Raw genomic sequence first — 23,493 nt, forward strand, 5'->3', positions numbered from 1 at the left:
CTGCATGAATCCCGCAGCGCATTGCGCTGCAGATACTGGCGCCGTTTGCCTGGCGCCTCCCTTTTTTCTCTGAGAGTAACAATGCTAGACCATATTGATCTGACGAAGCTTATATTCGGCCGTCTGACTTGGGATGCAATTCCATTTCACGAACCTATCCTGCTGGTGACCTTTGCCATGGTTGCCCTGGGCGGTATCGCACTCGTTGCGGCACTGACGTATTTCCGCGTCTGGGGTACCCTGTGGCGCGACTGGATCACCAGTATCGACCATAAAAAAATCGGTATCATGTACATGATCCTGGGTCTCGTCATGCTGCTGCGCGGCTTTGCCGATGCGCTGATGATGCGTACCCAGCAGGCTGTCGCCTTTGGCGACAATGCCGGCTTCCTGCCACCGCATCACTACGACCAGATCTTCACCGCTCACGGCGTGATCATGATCTTCTTCGTCGCGATGCCTTTCGTGACGGGTCTGATGAACTACGTGGTGCCGCTGCAAATCGGCGCGCGCGACGTGGCTTTCCCATTCCTTAACAACTTCAGCTTCTGGATGACCACCATGGGCGCCGCCCTGGTCATGGCGTCGCTGTTCGTCGGCGAATTCGCCCGCACGGGCTGGCTGGCGTATCCACCGCTGTCGGGCATCGTCGGCAGTCCGGACGTGGGGGTAGACTATTACATCTGGTCCTTGCAGATTGCCGGGGTCGGGACGCTATTGTCCGGTGTCAACCTGATCGCCACCATCGTCAAGATGCGCGCGCCAGGCATGACCTGGATGAAAATGCCCGTCTTCACCTGGACCGCACTGTGCACCAACATCCTGATCGTCGCCGCTTTCCCGGTGCTGACGGCTGTGCTGGCCATGCTGTCGCTGGACCGCGTTGCAGGCTTTAACTTCTTTACGACGGAACTGGGCGGCAACGCCATGATGTATGTCAACCTGATCTGGATCTGGGGCCACCCAGAGGTCTACATCCTGATCCTGCCGCTGTTCGGCGTGTTCTCGGAAGTCGTTGCCACGTTCAGCAGCAAGCGCCTGTTCGGCTACGCCTCGATGGTGTACGCCACGTGCGTCATCATGATCCTGTCGTACCTGGTATGGCTGCATCACTTCTTCACCATGGGGTCGGGCGCCAGCGTCAATTCCTTCTTCGGCATCACGACGATGATCATCTCGATCCCGACGGGCGCGAAGATCTTCAACTGGCTGTTTACCATGTACCGCGGCCGTATCCGCTTCGAACTGCCTATGCTGTGGACGATCGGCTTCATGGTCACCTTCACCATCGGCGGCATGACCGGCGTATTGCTGGCCGTACCACCAGCTGACTTCGTGCTGCACAACAGCCTGTTCCTGATCGCCCACTTCCATAACGTGATTATCGGCGGCGTGGTCTTCGGTGTCTTCGCTGCGATTAACTACTGGTACCCGAAAGCCTTCGGCTACAAGCTCGACGTGTTCTGGGGCAAGTGCTCGTTCTGGTTCTGGTTCGTCGGCTTCTACCTGGCCTTCATGCCGCTGTACGTGCTGGGCCTGATGGGCGTGACCCGTCGTGTCAATCACTTCGAAGATCCATCGTTGCAAATCTGGACCATCATCGCCTGGTTTGGCGCCGTCTCGATCGCACTGGGTATCGCTTCCATGCTGATCCAGTTCTTCGTCAGCTACCGCAACCGTCACGCCCTGCGCGATGTGACCGGTGACCCATGGGGTGGCCGTACGCTGGAATGGTCGACGTCGTCGCCACCGCCAGACTATAATTTCGCCTTCACGCCACAAGTGCACGAACTCGATGCATGGACTGACATGAAGAAACACGGTTACCAGCGTCCGACGTCCGGTTTCACGAAGATCCACATGCCGAAGAACACCTGGGCTGGTTTCGTGATCGCCGCACTGTCCGCACTGGTCGGTTTTGGCCTGATCTGGCAAATGTGGCTCGTCGCCAGCATTGGCTTCGTGATCATGATGGTTACCATCATCGTCCATACCTTTAACTACAAGCGCGATTACTACATTCCTGCGGAAGAAGTGGTCCGTACCGAAGACGCTTATACTAAATTGCTGAGCAGCCATGTCTGATACCATCGCCCATAACACCGGCGCCGCTGGCGCCGCACCAAGCACGCGCAGCTACTTTGTGCGCGAGCACCACCCGGAAAACGGCAGCCTGCTGGGTTTCTGGCTCTACCTGATGAGCGATTGCCTGATCTTTGCCTGTCTGTTCGCCACGTACGCCGTGGTCGGCCGCAGCTACGCGGACGGCCCGACGGGCGCCGCGCTGTTCGACCTGCCACTGGTGGCCGTCAACACGGCCATGCTGCTGCTGTCGTCGATCACCTACGGCTTCGCCATGCTGGCCATGCAGCGCAAGCAATTGCGCAGCACCCTGGTCTGGCTGGGCATCACGGGCCTGTTCGGCCTGGCCTTCCTGTCGCTGGAAATGTATGAATTCATTCATCTGATCCACGAAGGCGCCGGTCCGCAGCGCAGCGCGTTCCTGTCGTCGTTCTTCGCCCTGGTCGGTACCCACGGCTTGCACGTGACGTTCGGCGTGATCTGGCTCGTGACCTTGATGTTCCAGTTGAACAAGCATGGCCTGACCCCGGAAAACGGCCGCCGCATGATGTGCCTGTCGCTGTTCTGGCACTTCCTAGACGTCATCTGGATCGGCGTCTTCACCTTTGTCTACCTGATGGGAGTGCTGCCATGAGCGACCACCACACACACGGCGATAGCCACCACCATGACAACCACGATCATGGCAGCCTGAAAAGCTACACGATCGGTTTCATCCTGTCGGTGATCCTGACGGCCATTCCGTTCTGGCTGGTGATGACGAAAGCCATCACCAACTCGGGCACCATGGGCTTGGTCCTGCTGGCGTTCGCGGCTGTTCAAGTGGTGGTACACATGGTGTACTTCCTGCACATGAACACCAAGTCCGAAGGCGGCTGGAACATGATGGCGCTGATCTTCACCATCATGATCGTGGGCATTGCCATGGCCGGTTCCCTGTGGGTCATGTACCACATGAACCACAACATGATGCCGGATCTGATGCCTGAGTACATGCATACGAAAACGGCTCCATGATGAGTAATACGCGCCTAAGCAACACCGGGCGCGCCCCTGGCGCCGCATCGCAAGATGCCGCGCCAGGCCCACGCGGCATGGCTGTGCGCTACGCATTAGCCTTGCTGGCGGGGATCTTGTTTGCCGGTTTCTGTGCCTTGGGCACCTGGCAAGTCAAGCGCCTGTTCTGGAAGCTTGACCTGATCGAGCGCGTCGAACAACGCGTACATGCGCCCGCAACGGACGCCCCTGGACCCGCAGCCTGGGCCAGCATCACGCAGCAAACGGACGAATACCGCCATGTGCGACTCTCCGGTACCTATCTCCCCATTTTTAATACCCTGGTGCAAGCAACGACGGCACTGGGCAGCGGTTACTGGCTGATGACGCCCTTGCGTCTGGCCGATGGCAGCACCGTGCTGGTCAACCGCGGCTTCGTGCCGAAACGCGAAGGCATCGCCGCCAGCACGCCGGCCGGCATCGTGCACGTCGACGGCTTGCTGCGCGTCAGCGAAACGGGCGGTGGTTTCTTGCGCGAAAACAGTCCTGCCACGCAGCACTGGTATTCGCGCGACGTGGCCGCCATTGGCGCCTCGCACATGCTGACCAACGTGGCGCCATATTTTGTCGACGCAAAGGCAAAATCGGAAACGGCCAGCGACGCACCGGTCGGCGGCCTGACCGTGATTTCCTTCCACAACAACCACCTCGTGTACGCCCTGACGTGGTTCGCGCTGGCCCTGATGGTGGCCGGCATCACGTGGTGGATCGTGCGCGAAGACAAGCGCCGCCGCGCGCGCCGTCGCGCCGGCACGCAAGAGAGCGACCATGCCGGGCAGGATTGAGATCCTGCCCAACCGCGAAGTGTTAGAGCGCGGCGCGGTGGCGGCCGAGATGGAACATCCGGCCGGCCACCAGAACATGAAGCTGCTGATCCAGCTGCGCTGGCTGGCCGTGATCGGCCAGATCAGCACGATCTTCGGCGTGGGCGTGGGACTGGGCATCGCCTTGCCCGTGCCCTACATGCTCGAAGTGCTGTCCTGCCTCGTCGCTTTTAACCTTGCCAGCCTGCTGCGCTGGCATGAACGCCAGCCCGTTTCCAACACGGCCCTGTTCCTCGCGCTGCTGGTCGACGTCACCGTGCTGACGGCCCAGCTCTACCTGAGCGGCGGCATCAGCAACCCGTTTGCCTTCCTGTACCTGCTGCAAGTCATCCTCAGCGCCGTGCTGCTGGAAGTGTGGTCGACCTGGATCATGGTGGCCATCACCAGCCTGTGCCTGGCCGGCCTGGCCTTGCTGCCCGGCCCCTTGATTCTGCCGATCGACCCCGAGCGGGGCTTTTCCAGCCTCTACGTGCAGGGCTTGCTGATCTGCTTTATTTTGAACGCCGCCTTGCTCGTGGTGTTCATCACGCGCATCAACCGCAACCAGCGCGCCGGCGACGCCAAGGTGGCGGACTTGCGCCAGCGCGCGGCGGAAGAAGAGCACATCATCCGCATGGGCTTGCTGGCTTCGGGCGCCGCGCACGAGCTGGGCACGCCGCTGGCGACCCTGTCCGTCATCCTCGGCGACTGGCGCCGCATGCCGGAACTGAGCAAGAACAGCGAATTGCTGGAAGAAATTACGGAAATGCAGGCCCAGTTGCAGCGCTGCAAGAGCATCGTCAGCGGCATTTTATTGTCCGCGGGCGAGGCGCGCGGGGAATCTTCCGTGAAAACGACGATCAATACCTTCCTCAACGACCTGGTCGACGAGTGGCGCACCAGCCGCCCGATCCAGGATTTCGAGTACGATAACCGCATCGAGCAAGACGTGCCCGTCGTCTTCGATTCAACCCTGAAACAGACCATCTGCAATGTGCTCGACAATGCGCTGGAAGCATCGCCCGAGTGGCTGCGTTTCGAAGCGACGCGCGAAGCGGACGCCTTGCACCTGGTCATTACCGATGCGGGCCCTGGCTTCGAGCCGTCGATGCTGACGCACCTGGGCAAGCCGTACCAAAGCAGCAAGGGCAAGCCCGGCGGCGGCCTCGGTTTGTTCCTGGTGGTCAATGTCGCGCGTACCCTGGGCGGCACGGTGACGGCACGCAACCGGGTGCAGGGCGGGGCGGTGGTGCACCTGGCCTTGCCGCTGGCGGCCATCAAACTGGAAAGAGAAAGCGACCACCATGCAGGATGACCGTCTGTTACTGATCGTGGAAGACGATGCCGCATTTGCCCGCACCCTGGGCCGCTCGTTCGAACGGCGCGGCTACCAGGTCATCCTGGCCACGAATTTCGACGAAGCGAGCGTCTTGCTCGAGCAGCATTGCCCAGACTACGCCGTCGTCGACCTGAAACTCAACGGCAATACGTCGGGTCTGGCCTGCGTGCAGATGCTGCACCAGCACGACCCGGAGATGCTGATCGTCGTGCTGACCGGCTACGCCAGCATCGGCACGGCCGTCGAAGCGATCAAGCTGGGTGCCTGCCAGTACCTGGCGAAACCGTCGAACACGGACGACATCGAAGCTGCCTTCGGCCACGTGGCCGGCAACGCCGACATCGAACTGACGAACCGCGCCACCAACATCAAGACCCTGGAATGGGAACGCATCCACGAAATGCTGGCCGAGACGGATTTCAATATCTCGGAAACGGCCCGCCGCCTCGGCATGCACCGGCGTACGCTGGCGCGCAAGCTGGAAAAGCAGCGGGTGAAATAATCACCGCGCAGCTTGTTCATTGTCGAACGTCAGCTCGACAACGCTGTCATCGCTCCAGTCCTGCTCCCGCAGCGGCGGCGTAAACGACGAGCCGCTGAAGGGCACGGGCGCGCTTTTGCCGTTGTAGCTGATAGTCGCGGCCGTGATGCGCCGCGGTTCGGAAAAGCTGTAGGTTCCCTTTTGCGACACGAAATTGCAGGGTCCGCCCAATGCGCCCATCGCCGTGCGCATGGCAAAAGGCAAGGTGTCCTTGTCGATGGCCCAATGGACTTCGCACGCCAGCCGCAGGTCGCCCAGGCGGCGCAACGTGTCGCTGGCCGCCGCGCTCCTGACGTAGGGAATCCACCTGACCGAGCCCGCCTTGCGGTTCACGGTCAGCTCGGCCTTCTCATACAACGGCCCCTGTTCGACGGGCAAGGTGAAGATATTGCGCTCCCCCAGCGGTATGGCCATAGCCGCGTCATCGCTTTCCAGCCGCAGCGCGATGGCGTGCATGTCGACGTCGGCACGGCGCGGCTCCAGGATGAAGCGCAGCTGCGCGCCTGGCGCCAGACCATGTTTTTCCTCGAATCGCTTGACGCCCTTGAGCATGGCACTGTAGGGCTTCCAGTCCGGATCCCGGATGCCCTTTACATTGACGGACGCTGTCTCATCCTGCATGGATGGCTCTGTGGCTTGCGCCGTATCCGCCTGGGCCTGTACCGCGGCGCCGTATAAACACAGCATAAGACCAGCTATTGCACGCATATTCATCCTGTTCATTTGAATCCCAAGTAATCTCACCTCGGCAGAGTGTAGAAAAAAACACAGGCGCCAGGTGGTTTTTAAGACAGGATGTCAATCGGGATGAATGGAGTGCCTGAAATCGCGTTTATCCGGATTCACCATCAATGATCCGCAGCTTGCACGGCGACGCCCGACGTGACCAGGACTTCATGTTCATAGGCGCCCAGATGGCCGTAATGGCCTTTGGGACTGAGATAACCGGCAATATGCACGCGCGGCTTCTCATAGCTTGAATTGGGCGCCACCAGGCCGACGTCGCGCCACGCGACGCTGCCGAAGGAGTTGAACCACCATGCGCCGGCGTCACTGTCCAGATCAGCATGGGCCGGTTGGAAAACGCTCTTTTCAAAGCCCCGCGACCAGACGCCATCGCGCTCGATGGCACGGTAGCCATAGCCTGCCATGATGTTGGTCCGTTCGGACGGATGATCGCGCCAATAGCGTTGGCCATTCACGTAGGCATCACGCATGGCGGCCGATTGCGTCACGATGCCGCCTGAGGGATGGGTCAAGCCTTCAAAGAACCATTGCGCGTAGTCGGCTGGCGGCGTGGATGCTTGCTCGTCCGCCGCCTGTGTTTGCGCAAACGCATGGGCATATTCAAGAACGATATCGGGAATATTCGCTGCGCTCGCCTTGCCGGCAAGGACAGTCAACAGCAGGAGTGTGGAAATAGATCGCAGCATCGCTTTGCACCTTTCTACTGATTAATACCTATGCCGGCGCCAGCCACTCCATCTTCTGCACCTGGATATGCGGATGGCTTTCCAGCGCTTCCCACTCCGGTAAAAAGACAAAGCCCTGTTTCCGGTAAAACGCGGCCGCGCGTGCATTTTCCGGCGCCACGTCGAGCATCAGGCGACGATGGCCATTGCCGACAGCGCATTGTTTCACGGCGTCGACCAGGCCTTGCGCTACGGCCATGCCCCGATATTCGCGATGCACCCACATGGCGATCAGGTGGCACTCGCCATTGCCGGCCACCACTTGCGCGGCCAGGCCGATGGGGTGTTCTCCATCAAAGGCGAGGAAAAACGTGCGCTGGGGCGTGCTGGTGGCGCGCTGCTGCCAGTCGGCATCGGAAAAACCGGCGGCGCTGGCGTGGCTGGCGCCAAAGGCCGTGGGCGCGTCGAGCAGGGCGGCCAGACGCGTGGACTTCAGTGCCGGCCAGTCGGCGGCGGTGGTGGGGCGGATGATAATGTGATTCAATTCTGCGACTTTCCCTAACTGGACGGTGCGTCCGTGGACGATGAAATCTTTTTGTACGCTTCCGCCAGCATCGTGACTGTCGCCACGTCGTTCACGCTGCGTGCTTCGATGACCGTTTCGCCCGCGGAGATGGTGACATCGCCGTTCACATAGCTGGCGGGAAAGCGCCGCTCCGTGATCTTGTTGCTGATGACATTGCGCGTATAGCGCAACGCCACGAGCCGCTCGCCTTCCTGCTTGATGACGATATAGTTCGGGACGGTGGTGCGTTCCAGTTTCCAGGTGCCGATAAAGTCTTCGACAGGCGCGGCGCTGGCGTGCAGCGAGCAGCAGGCGGCCAGGACGCCCAGGAGCAGTTTTTTCATGGTATTGACAGCCTATGCAAGAGTGGCCTGCAGCGCAGGAAAATACGTCACATATGCTTGAATGGCGTGGCGCCTGTCCTTGGGATGGCGCCCGTCATTGAAGTATCTGGCAATATTAACAGGATCACCGCGTTGCTTGCCGCCGCTCGCATAATTTTGCTCACGCCGTGTCGTATGCACGTCCTGACAATTCCAATAGCGCCTTGGCCTGGGCTACCACCAGCAAGGCTGCGCGATAAAAGGCATCGGGCGAGGAGCTGATATCGTCGATCAGGACTTCCGTGATCCACAAGCCGCTGCTTGCCAGATATTGCGGAAAAGCGCCGCTCATTCCCTCGTGCAAGCCTTGCAGAATGGCGGCTTGGTATTCCTCGGGACACGCCACCCTCCAACGGATGCCAGCTTCCTGATTATCATGAAATTGAATGCGCAATCCTGCCGTACGGAAGCGCCCACCCAGGTGCTGGCTGAACCAAGCGAGGTGTTCTATCTGCAGGGGAACCTTGCTGTGCTGATTTGTCATGCAGGCAAGTCGATGTCAGCGTTTGGCATTAATGGCTGGATGGTAGTTGAGACTGCCAGGCATCGGAAAAAACCAGCCGCGCTGGCGTGGCTGGTGGCGGTGGTGCGTATCAGCATGCTCAATTGAAGACGATCGCCGTCTTGTGCTCGATGCTGAGCCGGCATGCCTCGTACGCGGCCAGCCAGGCGACCAGTTCGCGTTCCAGACCGTCTTCCGCGTCGATGCGCGCATTGATGCGGGCTGCTTCTTCATCGCTCAGTTCGTCACCCAGCAGGAAGATGCCCAGCGCGGGTGCGACCGTGACCAGTTCAGCGCGCAGGCTGTACGAGGAGCCCAGCATGCCACCCAGCAGCGCGTGTTCCTCATCGGCAAAAATGACTTCCTCGAAGACGAGGGGGAAATAAAAACCTTCGCAATCGGAATGGCAGATCAGGTGGCTGTCAAAGTCATCCTGCGCGGCATCGAGCACCGGATCCTCCGTTGCATCCTCGCCGTCGGCCAGTGGCGTGGCACGCCATTGCGCATCGAGGCGCGCATGGGCATACGCGCGGCGCAGGGTGTGCAGGAAGCTATATGGAAAGGAATCGAGCATGACGCGCGAGTCCAGTTGCGGCAGCGTGGCCGGTTCGCTGTGCTGTGGCAGCCCCGCCTTTTGCAGCAGCAGATTGGCTTCCTCCAAAGCGGTGACGAGCCACTGCGCGCCTTCCGGGTCTTCTTCCTGCAGGTCGGCAAGGGCGCCGACCGAAATTGCCAATCCCATCATGAACTCCTCTAGTTGCAGCTGCGCATCAGTCTAAACCATTTGCCTTTAATCATCATTTACGATTGATCCCACACTTCGATGGTCAGCAGTTGACCCGGTTCACAGGCGGCGATGCGGTCCTGGTGCACGGTAATGCAGCCGGGCCAGCCTGTGAGCCGGTCCTGTGGAAATTCGCCATCCTGCGCTTCGGCGATGCCCGCCTGCAGCAGGGGCACGACGACGTTCGCCAGCGCCGTGTAGCGGTTGGGAAAGCCGTTGAAAGCCAGCTGGGTTGCCTTGCCATCGTGGCACAGCTGGGCGATCCAGTCGGCGCCGAACAGGCCCGCTTCCCACGTGGCGAGAAAAGCGTCCTTGTTGACTTTCGTCATGTCGGCCATTTGCTCCGGCGTGTCTGTCGAGATAATGGTCCACCAGCCTGACATGGGTTTTCCTTGTGAAAAGTAAAAAATTAACGGGTCATGGCGCGGCGCAGCAGGTAGCTGAGGCCATCGACGGCGGCCACCATCAGCAGCATGGCGACGATGACGGTAGCGGCGTTCTGCATCTGGAACAGCGACAGATGGTATTTCAGCATTTGCCCCAGGCCGCCCGCACCGACGACGCCGAGGATGGCGGCGGCGCGGATATTGTTTTCCCAGCGGTACAAGGTGTAGGACATCATCTGCGGCCCGCACTGCGGCAAGGTGGCGTACAGGAAGGCCACGGCGGGGCGCGCGCCATTGATGCGCAAGGTGGCGGCCGGCAAGGGCGGGCAATTCTCAAACGCATCGGCAAACAATCGGCCCAGCACGCCCATCGTATGCAGCGCCAGCGCCAGGGTGCCCGCGAACGGGCCCAGGCCGGCGGCGATCAGCAGAATCGAAGCCCATACCAGTTCGGGAATCGAGCGCAGCACGTTGAGCACCGCGCGCGTGGCATTGCGCGCCAAGCGACCAAAGCGGCCGCTGGCGGGCAGGGCCAGCAGCGCGCCCACGAGTGCCGCGATCACCGTGCCGATGGCCGACATGGCCAGGGTCTCGAACGTGGCGACGCCCACTTTCATGAGGAAGTTCGGCGCCAGTTCGGGCGGGGCGAAGCCGTGCAGGAAGTCGGCGCTCGTGCGCACGGCGTCGGCGCTGAAGAATTCGCCCCATTTCAGGGGCAGGGTGGCGAAGCTGGCGATGACCAGCAGCAGCAAACCGGCCAGCAAGGCCCAGGTCGACCAGCGCACGGGTGCAGGCGCGGGCATCGCGCCGAAATTCGGATGCTTCATGCCAGCCTCCGGCGCAGCATGGCGGACACGGCGTCGGCGCCCGCCACCAGCAGCACGAACACCATCAGCATGGTGGCCAGTTCACTGCCCGCCATCATCTTCATCGATTCATCCATGCGCTGGCCCAGGCCGCCCGCGCCGACAAAACCCATGACGACGGAGCCGCGGATCGCGCATTCCCAGCGGTAAATCGTGTACGACACCAGTTCGGCGGCCGACTCGGGCAGGGCGCCGTACAGCAAGGCTTGTAATCTGCCGCTGCCATTGTGGAGCAGGGCGTTGCAGGCGGACGCATCCGACGATTCAAGGATTTCCGCGTACACCTTGCCCAGCATGCCGCAATAGGTGAGGGCAATGGCGATCACGCCCGCCGTCGGTCCCAGTCCCACGATGCGCACTAATAATAGAGCCCAGACCAGTTCCGGCACGCTGCGTAGCAGCACCAGCAGCGCACGGACTGCGTGGCGCACGCTGGCAGCCAGCGGCGACACTCGGCCTGAGCCGATGCGCGAAATCGACAGGCGCTCCGTCACCAGCAGGGTCAGTGGGATGGCGCCCAGCATGGCCAGCGCCATGCCGGCCGTGGCCATGGCTATGGTTTCCCAGCTGGATATGGCGACCAGTTGCAGGAATTCCAGCGAGTGGGCGGGCGGCACGAAGCTGGCGATGAATTGCCAGGTGGCGGCCAGGCTTTGCGCATCCCATAAGATCCACGGCTTGAATTCGGCCTGCACCAGCATCGGCCACAGCACGAGCAGCACGACGGCGGCGCCGGTCAGGCGGCCGCGCCAGGCGGGGTCGCGCGGCATGGCGGTGCTCTTCAGCAAAGGGGCCTCGCCGCGTCCAGATTTGTTTCCACGGCCTCGAATTGCGGCGCGTGGTCTGCCTTGTTGCGGTACAGCGCTGCGATCATCGCGTCGCTGACCTCGGCGCCAGGCAAGTCGAAGACGATCTCGCCATCGCGCAGTGCGACGATGCGCGTAAAGCAGGCGCGGGCGATTTCCACCTGGTGCAGGCTGCAGATCAGGGTAGCGTTGCGTTCCGTTGCTTCGGCCTGCAGCACATGGATCGTCTGCAAAGCCAGTGTGGGATCGAGCGCGGACAAGGGTTCGTCGACAAGGAACACTTCCGCGTTCGACACGAGCGCGCGGGCCATGCCGCAGCGCTGGCGTTCGCCGCCGGATAGGCGGTCGACACGCGCATACAGTTTGTCTTGCAGATTGAATTTACCGAGCGCTTCCCACGCGGCGCGCGGATCGGCCGGCGCCAGCAGCGAGCGGATAGCCGTCCACAAACTCCATTGCGGCAAGCGGCCCGCCAGCACGGCGTTGACGACCCGCTGGCGCGGCGGCAGCGGCGGCGTCTGCGGTGCCAGGAACAGGCGCGCGCGCAAGCGGTGGCGCGCGGCGCTGGCGACTTGCCAGGGTGAAGTGCCAAGAATGTTCAATGTACCCGATTCCGGGCGCAGCGCGCAGGCCAGGGTGTGCAGCAAGCTGGTCTTGCCAGCGCCGGAAGGGCCGATCAGGGCGATCTGTTCACCTTGGGCCACGTCCAGGCTGAGTTCGCGCAGGGCCAGCGCATTGCCGGGCGCGCCCGCGTGGTGGACGCTGACCTTGTGAAGTTGGAATGTCATGCGATGTTTCGGTTTTTTTTGGGGCGGTGTCGGATTACGCGGCTGCGCCGCTAATCCGACCTACGCCATACAACGGACAGCGTAGGTCGGATTAGTCCGCAGGACGTAATCCGACAGGTTCGGCAATAAAGTTACTTCAACAGCTTCGCATCGCGCGCGGCCGCTTCGATATCCTTGTAGTTCTCGGCCTTGGTCGGGATGAACTTGGTGGCGCGCTGCAATTCGAGGATTTCCTTGCCTTCGGCCGTAGACGGGTCCAGCGCCAGGAAGGCGTCCGTCAGTTTCTTGCGCACGGCGGGGTTCATGTCGGCGCGCACGCTCCAGTTGTAGTCGTAATAGCCTGGTGTCGTGTAGAACACGCGCACCTTGCTTGGGTCGACCTTTTTCGCTTCGACCAGTTTTTCCCAAACAGAAATGTTCAAGGTGCCCGCATCGACCTTGCCGCCGGCCACTGCCGCCACGGTGGCGTCATGCGCGCCGGAAAACGCGATGCGTTTCATGTCCGTGTCCGGGTTGATCTTGGCTGCCAGCAAGTAGTAGCGTGGCATCAAGTGGCCCGAGGTCGACGATTCCGAGCCGAACGTGAAATTCTTGCCTTTCAGGTCGGACAACTGGTTGATGTCCTTGCTGGTGGTCACAAAAACCGAGCGGAATTTCGTGTCTTCCTCGCGCTGCACCAGCGGCACGATCTTGCCGCCGCTGCGCACGTTCGCTTGCACGAAAGTAAAACCGCCGAACCAGACCATGTCGAGCTTGTTATTGATCAAGCCTTCCACGGACGCCGCGTAATCGGTGACGGGCGTAAATTCCACTTTCATGCCCAGCTTTTTCTCCAGGTAGCTGCCCAGCGGCTTGAACTTGCGCTGCAATTCCGTCGGCGCTTCGTCGGGAATGGCGGACACGCGCAACACTTGCTGCGCTTGCGCCAGGCCGCTGTGGATGGCCAGGGTGGCGGCGACGGTGGCCAGGATGGCGGGAAATTTCGAGAATGTGGTCATGGGACTGCCTTTAAAAAATTGTTCATTAAAATACGGAAACCCCGGTCGTGCCTTCCAGCACGTCGCCAATCACTGTGGCGTCGGCAAAACCTTCTGCGCGGAAAATCGCCAGCACTTGCTCGACGGCTTCCGGCGCGCAGGCCACCAGCAGGGGGCCGGCCGTTTGCGGGTCCGTCAGAATCGCCTTGTCGATGGCGCTCAGGCTGTCGGCCAGCGCCACTTGCGCGCCATATCCCTGCCAGTTGCGGCCGGAGGCGCCCGTGATGTTGCCGTTTTGCGCCAGTTGCTGCACTTGCGGCAGCAGCGGCACGGCATCCATGGCGATACGCGCCTGCAACTTGGCGCCGCGCGCCAGTTCCAGGGTATGGCCCAGCAAGCCGAAGCCCGTCACGTCCGTCAGCGCATGCACGCCATCGAGCAGGGCCAGCTTCTTGCCCGGGGTATTCAATTTGGTGGTGTTGTCGATCAGGGAAGCGTAACCGCCCGCATCGAGCGCATTCTTCTTCAGCGCGGCCGACAAGATGCCCACGCCGATCGGCTTGCCCAATACCAGTTTGTCGCCGGCGCGTGCGCCCGCGTTGCGCTTCACTTGCGACGGGTGGACCAGGCCCAGCACGACGAGGCCATAGATCGGTTCGACGGAATCGATGGTGTGGCCGCCCGCGATGGGAATGCCGGCCTGGGCGCAGATGGTTTCGCCACCTTTTAATATGAGGCCGATGGTTTCCACCGGCAGCTTGTTGATCGGCATGCCGACCAGGGCCAAGGCCATGATGGGCGTGCCGCCCATGGCGTACACGTCGGAAATGGCGTTCGTGGCGGCGATGCGGCCGAAGTCGAACGGATCGTCGACGATGGGCATGAAGAAATCCGTCGTGGCGATCAGCGCCTGCTCGTCGTTGAGCTGGTAGACGGCCGCATCATCCGAGGTTTCTATGCCGACCAGCAATTCCTTCGGCAGGGGAAAGCCGCCGCTGCCCTTTAAAATGTCGGCCAGCACGCCCGGCGCAATTTTGCAGCCGCAGCCGCCGCCATGGGCAAATTCGGTCAATCGGATCGGTGTATTAGGTGTTGCTGCGCTATCGGACATGGTCTTCATCCTGCTGAAATAGGTAATTGGGTGGCAAGCCAGGCATCACGCGGCGCTGGCGGTACGGTTGCCGCCGACGATAGCACATAATGCGCGTGCGGCTTGCTCAAAGGCATGTTCTGAAATGTCGGGCAGCACCAGCGGCGTCGCCTGGGCGTAGCGGCTGAAGTTGCGGGCGATCGACTGGCGGTAGACGGGGTCGTAATGCTGGACCAGCAATTCTTCCACCAGCTCGGCCATGCGGCCAGAGGTGGCCAGTTGCTGCCAGTGGGCAATTTTTTCCTTGCCATGCAGCTGCGTCAGCAGGGCCAGCTGCACGTTCAGGCGGGCCGGGTCGCCGACGAAATGCGCATAGTCCTGCATCAGCAATTGCACGCGCTGGTCCGTGGCCAGGAGCACGTCCGTGCAATCGGCCGCGCGCATCTTTTCCATCAGCGCATCGGGCACGCGCAAACGGCCCACTTTCTTGCTTTCCGATTCGATGAACACGGGCAGTTGCGGGTCGAAAGTGCGCAGTTGCTGCCATAGCGCGCTTTCAAACGCTTTTTGCGATGGCTGGTCTTCCTCGGGCAAGCCGCCCAGCACGGAACCGCGGTGGGCCGCCAATTGCTCCAGGTCGATCACTTGCGCGCCTTGCGTGTCCAGCACTTGCAGCAAACGGCTTTTGCCGCTGCCCGTGGGGCCGCATAGCACGTTGATGAAGTCGAAGCGTTCGGGCAGGGTGGCCAGCTCGGCGTTCACGTGGCGCCGGTAATCCTTGTAGCCGCCCTCGAGCTGCGTGACGGGCCAGCCGATGCGCGCGAGGATATGCGCCATGGCGCCGCTGCGGTTGCCGCCGCGCCAGCAATAGACGAGCGGTTTCCAGTGCTGCGGGTGGCCGAGCAAACCGTCTTCGATATGCCGCGCGATATTCTTCGCCACCAGCGCCGCGCCCAGCTTCTTCGCTTCAAACGCGCTAGTCTGCTTGTATAAAGTGCCCACGCGCACGCGCTGTTCGTCGTCGAGCACGGGCAGGTTGATGGCGCCCGGCAAGTGGTCTTCCGCGAACTCGGACGGGCTGCGCACATCGATGATGGCATCGAACTCGCTCAAGCGGGGCAGGATGTCGCTGAAAGGCTGAACTGCGGGGTATTTCATCGTGGCGCGGGTGCTGGCAAGGGGAAAGACGTATTATCCCCGATAAACGCCCGTGCCGTCAGTCCCTGCAAGCAATGGACCTCAGGCGGCTCAAGCCGCATCCGTGCCTAGGGTGGCCAGTTCCGTGCTGGCGGCCGTCGCCATCAGGGCAATGACGACCGCGGCGTCGCCCGCGTCCAGGTCGCCGCTGACCTCGAGCAAGTCGCTGACGAGAAAATTGACGGCGTTGCGCACGCCTGACATGCTGGCGGCGAGGCCCTGGCAATCCGTGCCCAGCTGCTGGCACGCCGCCTTCATGCCATTGAAGGCGCCGATCTGGCCATTCAAGCCGCCGATCTGGCCTTGCAGGTCGCTGACATCGGACTTCCATTTCAAGTACAGGCCCAGCGCCACGGCCAGGCCGACGAGGCCGAACGGACCCAGCGCCAGCAGATAGTAATAGCGCTTCTGCGCCGCATCGAGTTCGCTTTGTGCGTCGCCCAGTTGCCCCTGCAAGGCCGTGACCTGGCTTTGCAAGCCCGCTTCGACACCGGCAAGCTGGTTGAAATAGCCCATCAATTGCGCCGTTTGCGCCGTCAGCGTGCCGGCCGTGCCGTTGGCCGTGCCTTGCAGCTGCTGTGCCTGCTGTTTCAGGGCCGACATCGCCGCCTTGATATCGGGCAGCGGCGCTTGCGCCGCCAGCATGCTTTGTACTTGCGCCAGCTGCGGCGTTGCCGTCTGGACGAAGGCGGCAACAGCCTGTTGCAGCGCGCGCGTCTGCGTCACCATGGGCTGGATCAAGGCGTTGCAGCCGGCCTGGATCTGCTGGGCGGCTGGCGGCAAGCCACCAAGGGCCGCGATCTGCTGCTGCGCGGCCAGCAGGTTGGCGAGGGTTTGCGTCAGCAGGCCGGCCATGGCGCTCACGCCGCTGCGGCAACGGCCGCTTCGCCCACCGTCTGGCCCTTGGGCGCGACGATGCTGGTGACGCCCGTCATCTGGCCCTTGATGGTGGTGATGTCCGTGGTGACGGCTTGCATTTCCGTGTTGGCGGCCGTCAGGAACAGGGTGCGGATGGTGTCCGTGTTTTGTATGCCTTGCTGGAGGTCGCTGATCAGGCTGCCCAGGTCGCTGCTGAGGAATTCCCACGCGTTTTCCATCTGCGTGGCCGATTGCACGGCCGCCTGCACCTGGTTCGACAGGCTGGCATAGCCGCTGCTGATGCCGGTGGCCAGCTTGACTTCGGCCGTCAGCGACGCTTCCTGTCCCAGCAGGGTCGCCTTTTCATCGTTGAGGTTTTTCAGGGTGATGGCCGACGCCACTTCGCCGCCTATACCGGCGGCCACGACGGCAACACCGGCCACCACGAGCGGCGTCGACGTGCCTGCCGTGACGAAATCGGCCACGCCGCCGACGACGACCATGAAGGTGCCGCCCACGATGGCCAGCCCGCTCAGCACGGTGCCGGCAATGGCGCCGTCGATCTGTCCCTGGATGGTACCGAGCTGGCTGTTGATGGAGCTGAGCACGCCATTGTCGCCATTCACGGCCGCGTTCAAGTCGCTGACGGTGGTGGAAAACGAGGCGGAATCCGTGGTCAGGTTGTCGTGCAAGGTCTGCAGGGCGCTGACGACGCCATTCGCGGCCGTCTGGTATTGCTGGGATTGCTGTTGCAGCGCCGTCAGGGTGGCGATCCATTGCGCCTCCGTCGAGCCGGTTGGCAAGGCCGTCAGCACGGCATTGTTGAGCGCGTAGTAATTGCCGATATTGGCGATGTTGGCAATGATCGTGGGTTGGATGACATTCAGGTAGGCCGTGGCGTGGGTTTGCGCCTGGCTCAGGCCATCGTTGATTTGCGACTGGTATTTCAGCAAATTGGCGTCGCCCGAAAAATCCACGCTGGGCTGCTCGTTGATGCTGTTGGCGTAGGTTTGTATCAGCAGCGCTTGTGAACACTGCGATTTGTTGGCGGTGGTGATGCCTTGTGCTGCCTGGTTTTGATTCGACATGCGCGGCTCCTGGTCGGATGGGTCATTGTGTGGGCGGTCGGATAAACAAGCGGTGGCGCACCGTTCAGGAAGCGCCTGTCATGGCTTGCTCCAGCGGCGCCAAGCTGGCGGCCAGCAGCTGCCACGCCGTGTTGGCGTAGTCGAGCTGCCCGCCCAGCGTTTCGGCGTCGGCGCTGCTGGCCATGCCGGCGACGGCGTCGGCAAAGGCGGCCAGACCGGCGCTGATGCCCGTCGCTGGCGGTGCTTGCGGCGACTGGCCCCAGTCCTCGGCCAGTACCTGGGCCGTGTCGAGTGCGTTGTGAAAGGCGCTGCTGAACTGGCTGTTCTGTACCTGCACCACCTTGGCCACGGCCACCAGCGCATCGGCGCCGGCCAGCTGCTGGTAGGCGCTGGCCAGCAGGGCATTGTTGGCGTTCAGGGCAGCGCGGGCCTGGGCCGTCTCGGCCACGCCCTGTTCCGCCGCATCGATGCCTTGCACCACGAAGTCGCCCGATGGCGCGGCCTTTCCACCACTCTGGGCGTCGCTGATCGTGGTCATGGTCTTGACGATCAATTCCGTGACGGCAGCGCCCGTCTTGTTCGCGCCCGCGACGATATCGGCGATATTCGTGTTGATGGCGGCCTTCAGCTGGTCGATGCTGGCCGATGATGCGCTGGCAGCGGCGCCCAGGGCGGCGATAGTGGCGGACAGCGCCGTATTGAAGCCCGCGTTGAGCGGCGCCAGTTCGCCGGCGATGACGCGCATGTCGCCCGTCAGCGCCTGGGCCTGCTGGTTGATGTGCCCCGATTGCGCCGCCAGCTGCCGGTAGACCTGCGCGAGGTCGGCGCGCGTGCTGGCATCCTGCGCCGCTTGCGCCAGCCGGGGCCGTTGCAGCTGGTAGGCGGTGTTCCATAGCGCGGCAAAGGCCGTCGCCTGGCTCAGCAAACCAATGTAGGCGGGCAAGATGCGGTCGCCGGTGGTCATCGCCCGGCTCTTCATTTGCGACTGGAACTGGCTGACCTGGTAGGCCAGGCCGGCATCGACTTGGGCATCAAGGTCGAGATTGGCCTGCTGCTCCAGCAGATCGGCAGCCGTCTGCGTGAACAGGAACTGGTCGCTGGCGGAAAAATAGTCAACTTGCAGGGCTTGCGGCCCTGGATTGGATGTGCTTGCCATAGGGTTTCCGGGAGGGTGGGCGGACGGGACTCCGCACACTATCGCCCAACCCGCGCTTGCCGCTTTGACCTGCCGCAATCGCGCCGAGGGAACGTTAAGCTAGCAAGCGCCCCAGCAGCGGCGCCAGCAGTACCGTCACGACGCCGGAAAAAATCATCGTCAGGCTGGCCACGGCGCCTTCTTCCGTGCCGACCCGGCGCGCCACGGACAGGCCAAAGCCGTGCGCGGCCGCGCCATACGGGGCGCCACGGGCGATGCGCATGCGCAAGGGCAGCAGTTTTAATAACGGTTTGCCCAGCATCAGGCCGAACAAGCCCGTCATGACGACGAAGATACCCGTCAGCTGGGCCGAGCCGCCCATGTGGCGCGACGCTTCCAGCGCGAACGGCGTCGACACGGAACGGGCCAGCAGGCTGCGCGCCATGTCTCCATGCACGCCCAGCAAGCGGTCCAGCAGCAGGGTGGCGGCGACCGATGCGACGATGCCGGCGCAACTGCCCAGCGACAGGGCCAGCCAGTGTTTGCGGATCAGCTTGCGCTCCTGGAAGATAGGTAGCGCGAAGGCGATGGTGGCCGGTCCCAGCAGCCACGGCAGCCAGCGCGTCTCGCCGAAATACGTGGCGAACGGCGTCGAGGTGGCCTGCACGATGACGATCAGTAACGCCGAGGTGCAGATGGCGGGCGTGAGCAAGAAGTGCGGATGGCGGCGATGCAGCGCCTGGTTGGCGTAGAACAGCACCAGGGTCAGCAGCAAGAACAGCAGGGGCAGGAGCACGGTGTTCATGCTTGCGTCCTCGCTGCGCGCTGGCGCAGCAGTTTTTGCAGGCGCAGCTTGCGTTCATAGCGGCACACCCATTCCACGGTGAAGGCCGTGGCCAGCATCACGCTGGCAAAGCCCAGGCCGATATTTACGAACAGCATCACACCCTGTGATTTCAACAACTGCGTAAATTGCACCACGGACACGACCAGTGGGATAAAGAACAGCAGCATATTGGCCAGCAGCCAGTTCGCGCCCAGTTCGATGGCGGCTGGCCGCACCCAGCCTGCCAGCAGCAAGGCCACCAGCACGAACAGGCCGACCACGCCGCCGGAAAATGGCAAGTGCAGGGCGGAGGCGGCCTCGTCGGCCAGCCACCAGGCGGCGATCAAGATGCCCACTTGCCACACGGTCTGCGCGGGCTGGCGCCAAGCAGGGACGGAGAGTGGGGCGGTAGTGGAATAAGTGACGGCTTTCACGGCAGGCTTTCTAGCGGCAGGGGGAAGGTTTCATTGTAGGGACCCCGCATCAAAAGATAAAATGACTTAAACTCATGATTATCATTCGAGTTTGGAATGCATCATGGATATCCGCTCCTTGCGCTACTTCGTCGAAGTCGTCGAGCAAGCCAGTTTTACGCGCGCGGCCGCCAGGCTGCACGTGACGCAACCCACCGTCAGCAAGATGGTCGCCCAGCTGGAACAGTCGCTGGACCTGGCCTTGCTCGACCGGGCCGGTAAACGTTTTACCCTGACGGACGCGGGCAAGGTGGTGCTGTCGCGCGCACATGAACTGCTGGCCCTGCACGGGGAACTGAAGGTAGAATTGCGCGACCTGCAGCAGCTGGAACGGGGGGAACTGCGCGTTGGCGTGTCGCCGCAAACGCACTCGACCCTGGCGCCGTGGCTGGCCGAGTACCACCAGCGCTATCCGGGCATCGAGCTGAAGATGTACGAAAGCGGCACGCAAGCGATCGAGCGCGACTTGCGCACCGGCACGGTGGAACTGGGCACCATGCTCGATTACCCGGGCAATGCAGCCACCTGGCAGGATTTCGAAGCCTTGCCCCTCGTGCGCTCGCCGCTGTGCCTGCTGGCCGCGCCCGGCTCGCCGTGGCAGGGACGCGCCTCGGTGTCCCTGGCCGAGCTGGCCGACAGTCCCTTCATTTTCTACGGCGCCGCGTTTGCCCTGAACGACATCGTGCTTGACGCCTGCCAGCGGGCCGGTTTCGCCCCGCGTATCACGGGCCGCAGCGGGCAGTGGGATTTCATTGCCTCGCTGGTGCAGCTGGGCGTGGGCATCTGCCTGCTGCCGAAGATGTATTGCGATACCCTGGATCAAAGGCAATTTACAGTCATTCCCCTCGATGGCCCGCCCGTGGAGTGGAATCTGATGCTGGCCTGGCGCCGCGGAGGGCGGCTGTCGTTTGCCGCCCGCGCCTGGCTCGAGCTCGTCAGGGCGCGCATGGCGCAGCCCGGGCGATTACAATAGCCGCTCGCCAACCACCGCCAAGCATATGAAGAACACAGGTAAAACCAGACTGAAACGCACGGCAGGCTCGCTGCTGCTGGGATTGTTATGCACGGTGGGCCTGATGAGTGAAATGGGCTATGCCCAGGCCGCCATTCCCGTGTATGGCTATTTCGTCAAGAATACCTATCCGCACGACCCTCAGGCATTTACCCAGGGTTTGCTGTTCAAGGATGGCCATCTGTATGAAAGCACGGGCCAGAACGGCCAGTCTTCCTTGCGCAAGGTGGAATTGACGACGGGCAAGGTCCTGCATAAAAGCATGCTCGACAAAAAAGTGTTTGGCGAAGGCATCACGGACGTGGGCGATGAAATCCTGGGCCTGACCTGGGTGTCGAAGACCGGCTATGTCTTCGACCAGAAAACCTTCAAACTCAAGCGCACCTTCAGCTACCAGGGCGAAGGCTGGGGCCTGGCCAGCGACGGCAAATTCGTCTACATGAGCGACGGCAGCTCCGCCATCCGCGTGCTCAATCTGAAAACCCTGGCCGAGGTGCGCCGTTTCGAGGTGAAGGCCGAGGGCCGCCCCATCGAGCGCCTGAACGAACTGGAAATGGTCGACGGCGAGCTGTACGCCAATGTGTGGGGCGCGGACGTGATCGCCCGCATCGATCCGGCCAGCGGCAAGGTCGTCGGCTGGATCGACCTGACGGGCTTGCTGCCGCCGGAACAGCGGGGCACGGCCAATCCCGACGCCGTGCTCAACGGTATCGCCTGGGATGCACGGGGCAAACGCCTGTTTGTCACGGGCAAACTGTGGCCCAAGCTGTTCGAGATCGAGCTGATCGAAATCCAGCGCCGTTGATGATTCCAATTGGGCAGTGTTGCTGGCGAGGAATCGTTTAGAATTCTGATTCTTCGCCTAGTGCGACCTTTACAGGATGTCATGCTGTCTCTCTCTTTATGCCGTTTGGCGGCCGCCGCCAGCCTGCTTGCCGCCGTCTGGTCCGCCGCACAGGCGCAGACGCCCAACATGCCGGTGGTCAGGCAATACGGCGACTTTGCCGTCACGAATGGCCGTTACGACGCTCTCCTCACCTTGTCTTTCCGCCGGCACGGCTACTGGCCCGGCGGCGCGCGCGAAGTGGTGGAAGTGCGGCCCATCAAGGCCACGCGCGAAGGCCAGCCCATGCTGCTGGCCTTTACCAAGGGCTATACGGGCCAGGGCACGATACTGATCGGCGTGCAGAATGGCGAACCGCTGATGCGCCCCATCAGTCCCTTGCAGCGCGACAACATGGTGCGCACGGAACGCGACCCCGAATGGGGCGTGCCGCAGCCTGGCCGTCCCGAGCTGCTGCTGTTTCCCCGCGACGGCCGCGCGCTCGATACGGGCACGGGCGAGCTGCTGTGGTTTGATGTGCCGGGCAACGTCAGCGGCGACTATCCGCGTGCCATGCTGGTTTCCGTCTCGCCAGACGGGCGGCGCGGCGCCTATCTGACGAATGCGCTGACGAAGGTGGGGATCATCGTCGCCACGCGCGACGACGGCGTCGCCGGCGTGCTGGCCTTGCCGCCCGATACCTATCAACGGTGGTTGAAACCCTTGTCGGAGACCGCTTCCGCGCAGGCGAGCGCCGCCATCAAGGCGGGCAAGGGCCGCACGGATTCGATCCGCATCCGGCGCGAGCTGGAACTGGCCTGGTTCGGCCAGCAATTTCAATGGAAACAAGGCAAGAACGGCTTGCAAGTGACGGGGCTGGGCCTCATTTCCGCGCCGCCGGAAGGAAAACAGCCATGACAATATCCAAACTGATCGCCGGCTGCTGCGCCGCCTCCTTGCTGGCCGGCTGCGTGCACGGCGAAACGTTCCCCAAGGATTATCTGGCGCAAGATATCGACAAGCAACAAGCCTTGCTGGAACTGGACGTGGTCTTCGGCAAAGAGCCCGATGACAAGCTGACGTCGCGCGTGACGGCGCGCAATACCGTCGAGTACACGGGCGCGCCGCATATCGTCGTGCCGTTTTACCAGAAGGGACTCGGCTTCGACCAGGGGTTTGCCGGCACCTATATCTTTGGCGTCGTGTATCCGGTTGCCAAGGTCGAGACGGCCACGGCCAGCAGCCGCGTCTTTGGCCAGAAACTGGATGGCCAGCAGCCGGGCAACCCGCGCTACCGCTTCCGCGTGCCTGGCAAGGCGCAGTGGAACAGCAATGAAACCTTCATGCTGAGCTTTGAGCGCAAGGGCCGCCGCGAAGAAATCACTTTCCGCTTCAGCAACGAGCAAAGCTGCTCATCCGCCTTCCTGGCCACCACGCCACACTATGGTTTTCCCATCAAGGTCGTCGCCACGTTCAAGGACAACAAAGGCTGCCTGAAAGTGTGCGACAGCCGGGAGCAGTGGCCCGGTTTCTGCGCCTTCCAGCCGCCGCCGGCCGCCTGACTATCACCATGCAAGCCACGCGCCGGCGCCTGCCGGTGCGGCGCTTATACACGCCCAGCTTTTGCCGATTCTATTCAATTGTCATCGAATGGCAGCTGAAAACGCCTATTTTCACGGTGTAAGGCGGTCTGCATTGACC

At 62.3% G+C, this 23,493-nt stretch carries 29 protein-coding genes; 11 read left to right on the forward strand and 18 right to left on the reverse strand.

The features are described from left to right. Positions 1–81: 81 nt before the first annotated feature. From cyoB to SKZ59_RS10045, 6 genes are read left to right on the forward strand one after another with little or no spacing between them, the layout of a single operon-like run. On the forward strand, positions 82–2,085 hold the full coding sequence (cyoB, locus tag SKZ59_RS10020; protein ID WP_034748052.1) for a cytochrome o ubiquinol oxidase subunit I: 2,004 nt from the start codon (positions 82–84) through the stop codon (positions 2,083–2,085). Continuing rightward, on the forward strand, positions 2,078–2,716 hold the full coding sequence (cyoC, locus tag SKZ59_RS10025) for a cytochrome o ubiquinol oxidase subunit III (protein WP_034788486.1): 639 nt from the start codon (positions 2,078–2,080) through the stop codon (positions 2,714–2,716). Before cyoB ends, cyoC begins: the two co-directional genes overlap by 8 nt. After that, positions 2,713–3,099: a cytochrome o ubiquinol oxidase subunit IV gene (gene cyoD / locus SKZ59_RS10030; RefSeq protein WP_034748058.1), complete on the forward strand. Its 387-nt coding sequence runs from the start codon at positions 2,713–2,715 to the stop codon at positions 3,097–3,099. Before cyoC ends, cyoD begins: the two co-directional genes overlap by 4 nt. Next, positions 3,096–3,923, forward strand: coding sequence for an SURF1 family protein (locus SKZ59_RS10035; RefSeq protein ID WP_319991597.1), 828 nt, complete (start codon positions 3,096–3,098; stop codon positions 3,921–3,923). The genes cyoD and SKZ59_RS10035 overlap by 4 nt, the downstream gene beginning before the upstream one ends. Next, the gene (locus SKZ59_RS10040) at positions 3,907–5,256 is read left to right on the forward strand and encodes an ATP-binding protein (RefSeq protein WP_319991598.1); all 1,350 of its coding nucleotides are present in this window, start codon (positions 3,907–3,909) and stop codon (positions 5,254–5,256) included. The genes SKZ59_RS10035 and SKZ59_RS10040 overlap by 17 nt, the downstream gene beginning before the upstream one ends. Next, positions 5,246–5,782, forward strand: a complete 537-nt coding sequence (locus SKZ59_RS10045; RefSeq protein WP_319991599.1) for a response regulator transcription factor — start codon at positions 5,246–5,248, stop codon at positions 5,780–5,782. Before SKZ59_RS10040 ends, SKZ59_RS10045 begins: the two co-directional genes overlap by 11 nt. Here the strand turns inward: SKZ59_RS10045 and SKZ59_RS10050 are convergent, their stop codons facing one another. The 5 genes from SKZ59_RS10050 to SKZ59_RS10070 all read right to left on the reverse strand — a co-directional run bounded on the left by SKZ59_RS10050 (position 5,783) and on the right by SKZ59_RS10070 (position 8,473). Then, positions 5,783–6,442, reverse strand: coding sequence for a hypothetical protein (locus tag SKZ59_RS10050; RefSeq protein ID WP_319991600.1), 660 nt, complete (start codon positions 6,440–6,442; stop codon positions 5,783–5,785). 227 nt (positions 6,443–6,669) lie between these two features. Next, the gene (locus tag SKZ59_RS10055; protein WP_319991601.1) at positions 6,670–7,254 is read right to left on the reverse strand and encodes a hypothetical protein; all 585 of its coding nucleotides are present in this window, start codon (positions 7,252–7,254) and stop codon (positions 6,670–6,672) included. Between the two features lie 28 nt (positions 7,255–7,282). Beyond that, complete coding sequence (locus tag SKZ59_RS10060) at positions 7,283–7,777, reverse strand: GNAT family N-acetyltransferase (RefSeq protein WP_319991602.1); 495 nt, start codon at positions 7,775–7,777, stop codon at positions 7,283–7,285. A gap of 14 nt (positions 7,778–7,791) precedes the next feature. Continuing rightward, complete coding sequence (locus SKZ59_RS10065) at positions 7,792–8,142, reverse strand: hypothetical protein (RefSeq protein ID WP_319991603.1); 351 nt, start codon at positions 8,140–8,142, stop codon at positions 7,792–7,794. A gap of 160 nt (positions 8,143–8,302) precedes the next feature. Continuing rightward, positions 8,303–8,473, reverse strand: coding sequence for a hypothetical protein (locus tag SKZ59_RS10070; RefSeq protein ID WP_161781473.1), 171 nt, complete (start codon positions 8,471–8,473; stop codon positions 8,303–8,305). A gap of 84 nt (positions 8,474–8,557) precedes the next feature. On the opposite strand from SKZ59_RS10070, the gene SKZ59_RS10075 reads away from it, so the two are divergent. Continuing rightward, a complete protein-coding gene (locus tag SKZ59_RS10075) occupies positions 8,558–8,791 on the forward strand; it encodes a hypothetical protein (protein ID WP_319991604.1) in 234 nt (77 codons plus the stop codon). Here SKZ59_RS10075 and SKZ59_RS10080 read toward each other — a convergent pair. From SKZ59_RS10080 to SKZ59_RS10140, 13 genes are all read right to left on the reverse strand, one after another. Further along, on the reverse strand, positions 8,784–9,428 hold the full coding sequence (locus tag SKZ59_RS10080; protein ID WP_319991605.1) for a hypothetical protein: 645 nt from the start codon (positions 9,426–9,428) through the stop codon (positions 8,784–8,786). The genes SKZ59_RS10075 and SKZ59_RS10080 overlap by 8 nt on opposite strands. Positions 9,429–9,484: 56 nt before the next feature. Next, a complete protein-coding gene (locus SKZ59_RS10085) occupies positions 9,485–9,850 on the reverse strand; it encodes a hypothetical protein (RefSeq protein ID WP_319991606.1) in 366 nt (121 codons plus the stop codon). A gap of 26 nt (positions 9,851–9,876) precedes the next feature. Then, entirely contained in the window at positions 9,877–10,680 is an 804-nt protein-coding gene (gene phnE, locus SKZ59_RS10090) for a phosphonate ABC transporter, permease protein PhnE (protein WP_072453570.1), read from the reverse strand. Continuing rightward, a complete protein-coding gene (locus SKZ59_RS10095; protein ID WP_072454139.1) occupies positions 10,677–11,489 on the reverse strand; it encodes a PhnE/PtxC family ABC transporter permease in 813 nt (270 codons plus the stop codon). The genes phnE and SKZ59_RS10095 overlap by 4 nt, the downstream gene beginning before the upstream one ends. Positions 11,490–11,500: 11 nt before the next feature. Next, positions 11,501–12,313, reverse strand: a complete 813-nt coding sequence (locus SKZ59_RS10100; RefSeq protein WP_319991607.1) for a phosphonate ABC transporter ATP-binding protein — start codon at positions 12,311–12,313, stop codon at positions 11,501–11,503. 131 nt (positions 12,314–12,444) lie between these two features. Further along, positions 12,445–13,311, reverse strand: a complete 867-nt coding sequence (locus SKZ59_RS10105; protein ID WP_219329010.1) for a putative selenate ABC transporter substrate-binding protein — start codon at positions 13,309–13,311, stop codon at positions 12,445–12,447. A 25-nt stretch (positions 13,312–13,336) separates the two neighbouring features. Further along, positions 13,337–14,401, reverse strand: a complete 1,065-nt coding sequence (gene selD / locus SKZ59_RS10110) for a selenide, water dikinase SelD (protein ID WP_070302355.1) — start codon at positions 14,399–14,401, stop codon at positions 13,337–13,339. A 45-nt stretch (positions 14,402–14,446) separates the two neighbouring features. After that, the gene (mnmH, locus tag SKZ59_RS10115) at positions 14,447–15,538 is read right to left on the reverse strand and encodes a tRNA 2-selenouridine(34) synthase MnmH (protein ID WP_319991608.1); all 1,092 of its coding nucleotides are present in this window, start codon (positions 15,536–15,538) and stop codon (positions 14,447–14,449) included. 90 nt (positions 15,539–15,628) lie between these two features. Beyond that, positions 15,629–16,441 carry a hypothetical protein gene (locus tag SKZ59_RS10120; RefSeq protein ID WP_319991609.1) on the reverse strand — a complete coding sequence of 271 codons (813 nt, stop codon included), beginning with the start codon at positions 16,439–16,441 and terminating at the stop codon, positions 15,629–15,631. Next, a complete protein-coding gene (locus tag SKZ59_RS10125; RefSeq protein ID WP_319991610.1) occupies positions 16,438–17,523 on the reverse strand; it encodes an HBL/NHE enterotoxin family protein in 1,086 nt (361 codons plus the stop codon). The genes SKZ59_RS10120 and SKZ59_RS10125 overlap by 4 nt, the downstream gene beginning before the upstream one ends. 64 nt (positions 17,524–17,587) lie before the next feature. Further along, on the reverse strand, positions 17,588–18,679 hold the full coding sequence (locus SKZ59_RS10130; protein ID WP_319991611.1) for a hypothetical protein: 1,092 nt from the start codon (positions 18,677–18,679) through the stop codon (positions 17,588–17,590). 94 nt (positions 18,680–18,773) lie between these two features. Further along, positions 18,774–19,463 (reverse strand): LrgB family protein, encoded by a 690-nt coding sequence (locus tag SKZ59_RS10135; RefSeq protein WP_319991612.1) that lies wholly within the window; start codon positions 19,461–19,463, stop codon positions 18,774–18,776. Next, entirely contained in the window at positions 19,460–19,918 is a 459-nt protein-coding gene (locus SKZ59_RS10140; RefSeq protein ID WP_319991613.1) for a CidA/LrgA family protein, read from the reverse strand. The genes SKZ59_RS10135 and SKZ59_RS10140 overlap by 4 nt, the downstream gene beginning before the upstream one ends. A 103-nt stretch (positions 19,919–20,021) precedes the next feature. Between SKZ59_RS10140 and SKZ59_RS10145 the strand changes: the two genes are divergently transcribed. From SKZ59_RS10145 to SKZ59_RS10160, 4 genes are all read left to right on the forward strand, one after another. After that, complete coding sequence (locus SKZ59_RS10145; RefSeq protein WP_319991614.1) at positions 20,022–20,930, forward strand: LysR family transcriptional regulator; 909 nt, start codon at positions 20,022–20,024, stop codon at positions 20,928–20,930. Positions 20,931–20,955: 25 nt separating this feature from the next. Next, the gene (locus SKZ59_RS10150) at positions 20,956–21,774 is read left to right on the forward strand and encodes a glutaminyl-peptide cyclotransferase (protein WP_319991615.1); all 819 of its coding nucleotides are present in this window, start codon (positions 20,956–20,958) and stop codon (positions 21,772–21,774) included. Between the two features lie 81 nt (positions 21,775–21,855). Continuing rightward, the gene (locus SKZ59_RS10155; protein ID WP_319991616.1) at positions 21,856–22,710 is read left to right on the forward strand and encodes a hypothetical protein; all 855 of its coding nucleotides are present in this window, start codon (positions 21,856–21,858) and stop codon (positions 22,708–22,710) included. Next, the gene (locus tag SKZ59_RS10160; protein WP_319991617.1) at positions 22,707–23,354 is read left to right on the forward strand and encodes a hypothetical protein; all 648 of its coding nucleotides are present in this window, start codon (positions 22,707–22,709) and stop codon (positions 23,352–23,354) included. The genes SKZ59_RS10155 and SKZ59_RS10160 overlap by 4 nt, the downstream gene beginning before the upstream one ends. The last annotated feature ends 139 nt before the right edge of the window (positions 23,355–23,493 follow it).

The sequence above is a fragment of the Janthinobacterium sp. GMG2 genome (assembly GCF_033949445.1).
In the GTDB taxonomy this organism is placed as follows: Bacteria; Pseudomonadota; Gammaproteobacteria; order Burkholderiales; family Burkholderiaceae_D; genus Janthinobacterium; species Janthinobacterium aestuarii.

Coding starts and splice junctions, on each gene's coding strand:
- SKZ59_RS10155 (WP_319991616.1), top strand. CDS start 21,856: ATGCTGTCTCTCTCTTTATGCCGTTTGGCGGCCGCCGCCAGCCTGCTT.
- SKZ59_RS10085 (WP_319991606.1), bottom strand. CDS start 9,850: ATGTCAGGCTGGTGGACCATTATCTCGACAGACACGCCGGAGCAAATG.
- SKZ59_RS10070 (WP_161781473.1), bottom strand. CDS start 8,473: ATGAGCGGCGCTTTTCCGCAATATCTGGCAAGCAGCGGCTTGTGGATC.
- SKZ59_RS10125 (WP_319991610.1), bottom strand. CDS start 17,523: ATGTCGAATCAAAACCAGGCAGCACAAGGCATCACCACCGCCAACAAA.
- SKZ59_RS10130 (WP_319991611.1), bottom strand. CDS start 18,679: ATGGCAAGCACATCCAATCCAGGGCCGCAAGCCCTGCAAGTTGACTAT.
- SKZ59_RS10150 (WP_319991615.1), top strand. CDS start 20,956: ATGAAGAACACAGGTAAAACCAGACTGAAACGCACGGCAGGCTCGCTG.
- SKZ59_RS10035 (WP_319991597.1), top strand. CDS start 3,096: ATGATGAGTAATACGCGCCTAAGCAACACCGGGCGCGCCCCTGGCGCC.
- SKZ59_RS10105 (WP_219329010.1), bottom strand. CDS start 13,311: ATGACCACATTCTCGAAATTTCCCGCCATCCTGGCCACCGTCGCCGCC.
- cyoB (WP_034748052.1), top strand. CDS start 82: ATGCTAGACCATATTGATCTGACGAAGCTTATATTCGGCCGTCTGACT.
- SKZ59_RS10095 (WP_072454139.1), bottom strand. CDS start 11,489: ATGCCGCGCGACCCCGCCTGGCGCGGCCGCCTGACCGGCGCCGCCGTC.
- selD (WP_070302355.1), bottom strand. CDS start 14,401: ATGTCCGATAGCGCAGCAACACCTAATACACCGATCCGATTGACCGAA.
- mnmH (WP_319991608.1), bottom strand. CDS start 15,538: ATGAAATACCCCGCAGTTCAGCCTTTCAGCGACATCCTGCCCCGCTTG.
- SKZ59_RS10100 (WP_319991607.1), bottom strand. CDS start 12,313: ATGACATTCCAACTTCACAAGGTCAGCGTCCACCACGCGGGCGCGCCC.
- SKZ59_RS10135 (WP_319991612.1), bottom strand. CDS start 19,463: ATGAACACCGTGCTCCTGCCCCTGCTGTTCTTGCTGCTGACCCTGGTG.
- SKZ59_RS10145 (WP_319991614.1), top strand. CDS start 20,022: ATGGATATCCGCTCCTTGCGCTACTTCGTCGAAGTCGTCGAGCAAGCC.
- cyoD (WP_034748058.1), top strand. CDS start 2,713: ATGAGCGACCACCACACACACGGCGATAGCCACCACCATGACAACCAC.
- SKZ59_RS10080 (WP_319991605.1), bottom strand. CDS start 9,428: ATGATGGGATTGGCAATTTCGGTCGGCGCCCTTGCCGACCTGCAGGAA.
- cyoC (WP_034788486.1), top strand. CDS start 2,078: ATGTCTGATACCATCGCCCATAACACCGGCGCCGCTGGCGCCGCACCA.
- SKZ59_RS10160 (WP_319991617.1), top strand. CDS start 22,707: ATGACAATATCCAAACTGATCGCCGGCTGCTGCGCCGCCTCCTTGCTG.
- phnE (WP_072453570.1), bottom strand. CDS start 10,680: ATGAAGCATCCGAATTTCGGCGCGATGCCCGCGCCTGCACCCGTGCGC.
- SKZ59_RS10040 (WP_319991598.1), top strand. CDS start 3,907: ATGCCGGGCAGGATTGAGATCCTGCCCAACCGCGAAGTGTTAGAGCGC.
- SKZ59_RS10055 (WP_319991601.1), bottom strand. CDS start 7,254: ATGCTGCGATCTATTTCCACACTCCTGCTGTTGACTGTCCTTGCCGGC.
- SKZ59_RS10065 (WP_319991603.1), bottom strand. CDS start 8,142: ATGAAAAAACTGCTCCTGGGCGTCCTGGCCGCCTGCTGCTCGCTGCAC.
- SKZ59_RS10075 (WP_319991604.1), top strand. CDS start 8,558: ATGAAATTGAATGCGCAATCCTGCCGTACGGAAGCGCCCACCCAGGTG.
- SKZ59_RS10045 (WP_319991599.1), top strand. CDS start 5,246: ATGCAGGATGACCGTCTGTTACTGATCGTGGAAGACGATGCCGCATTT.
- SKZ59_RS10050 (WP_319991600.1), bottom strand. CDS start 6,442: ATGCAGGATGAGACAGCGTCCGTCAATGTAAAGGGCATCCGGGATCCG.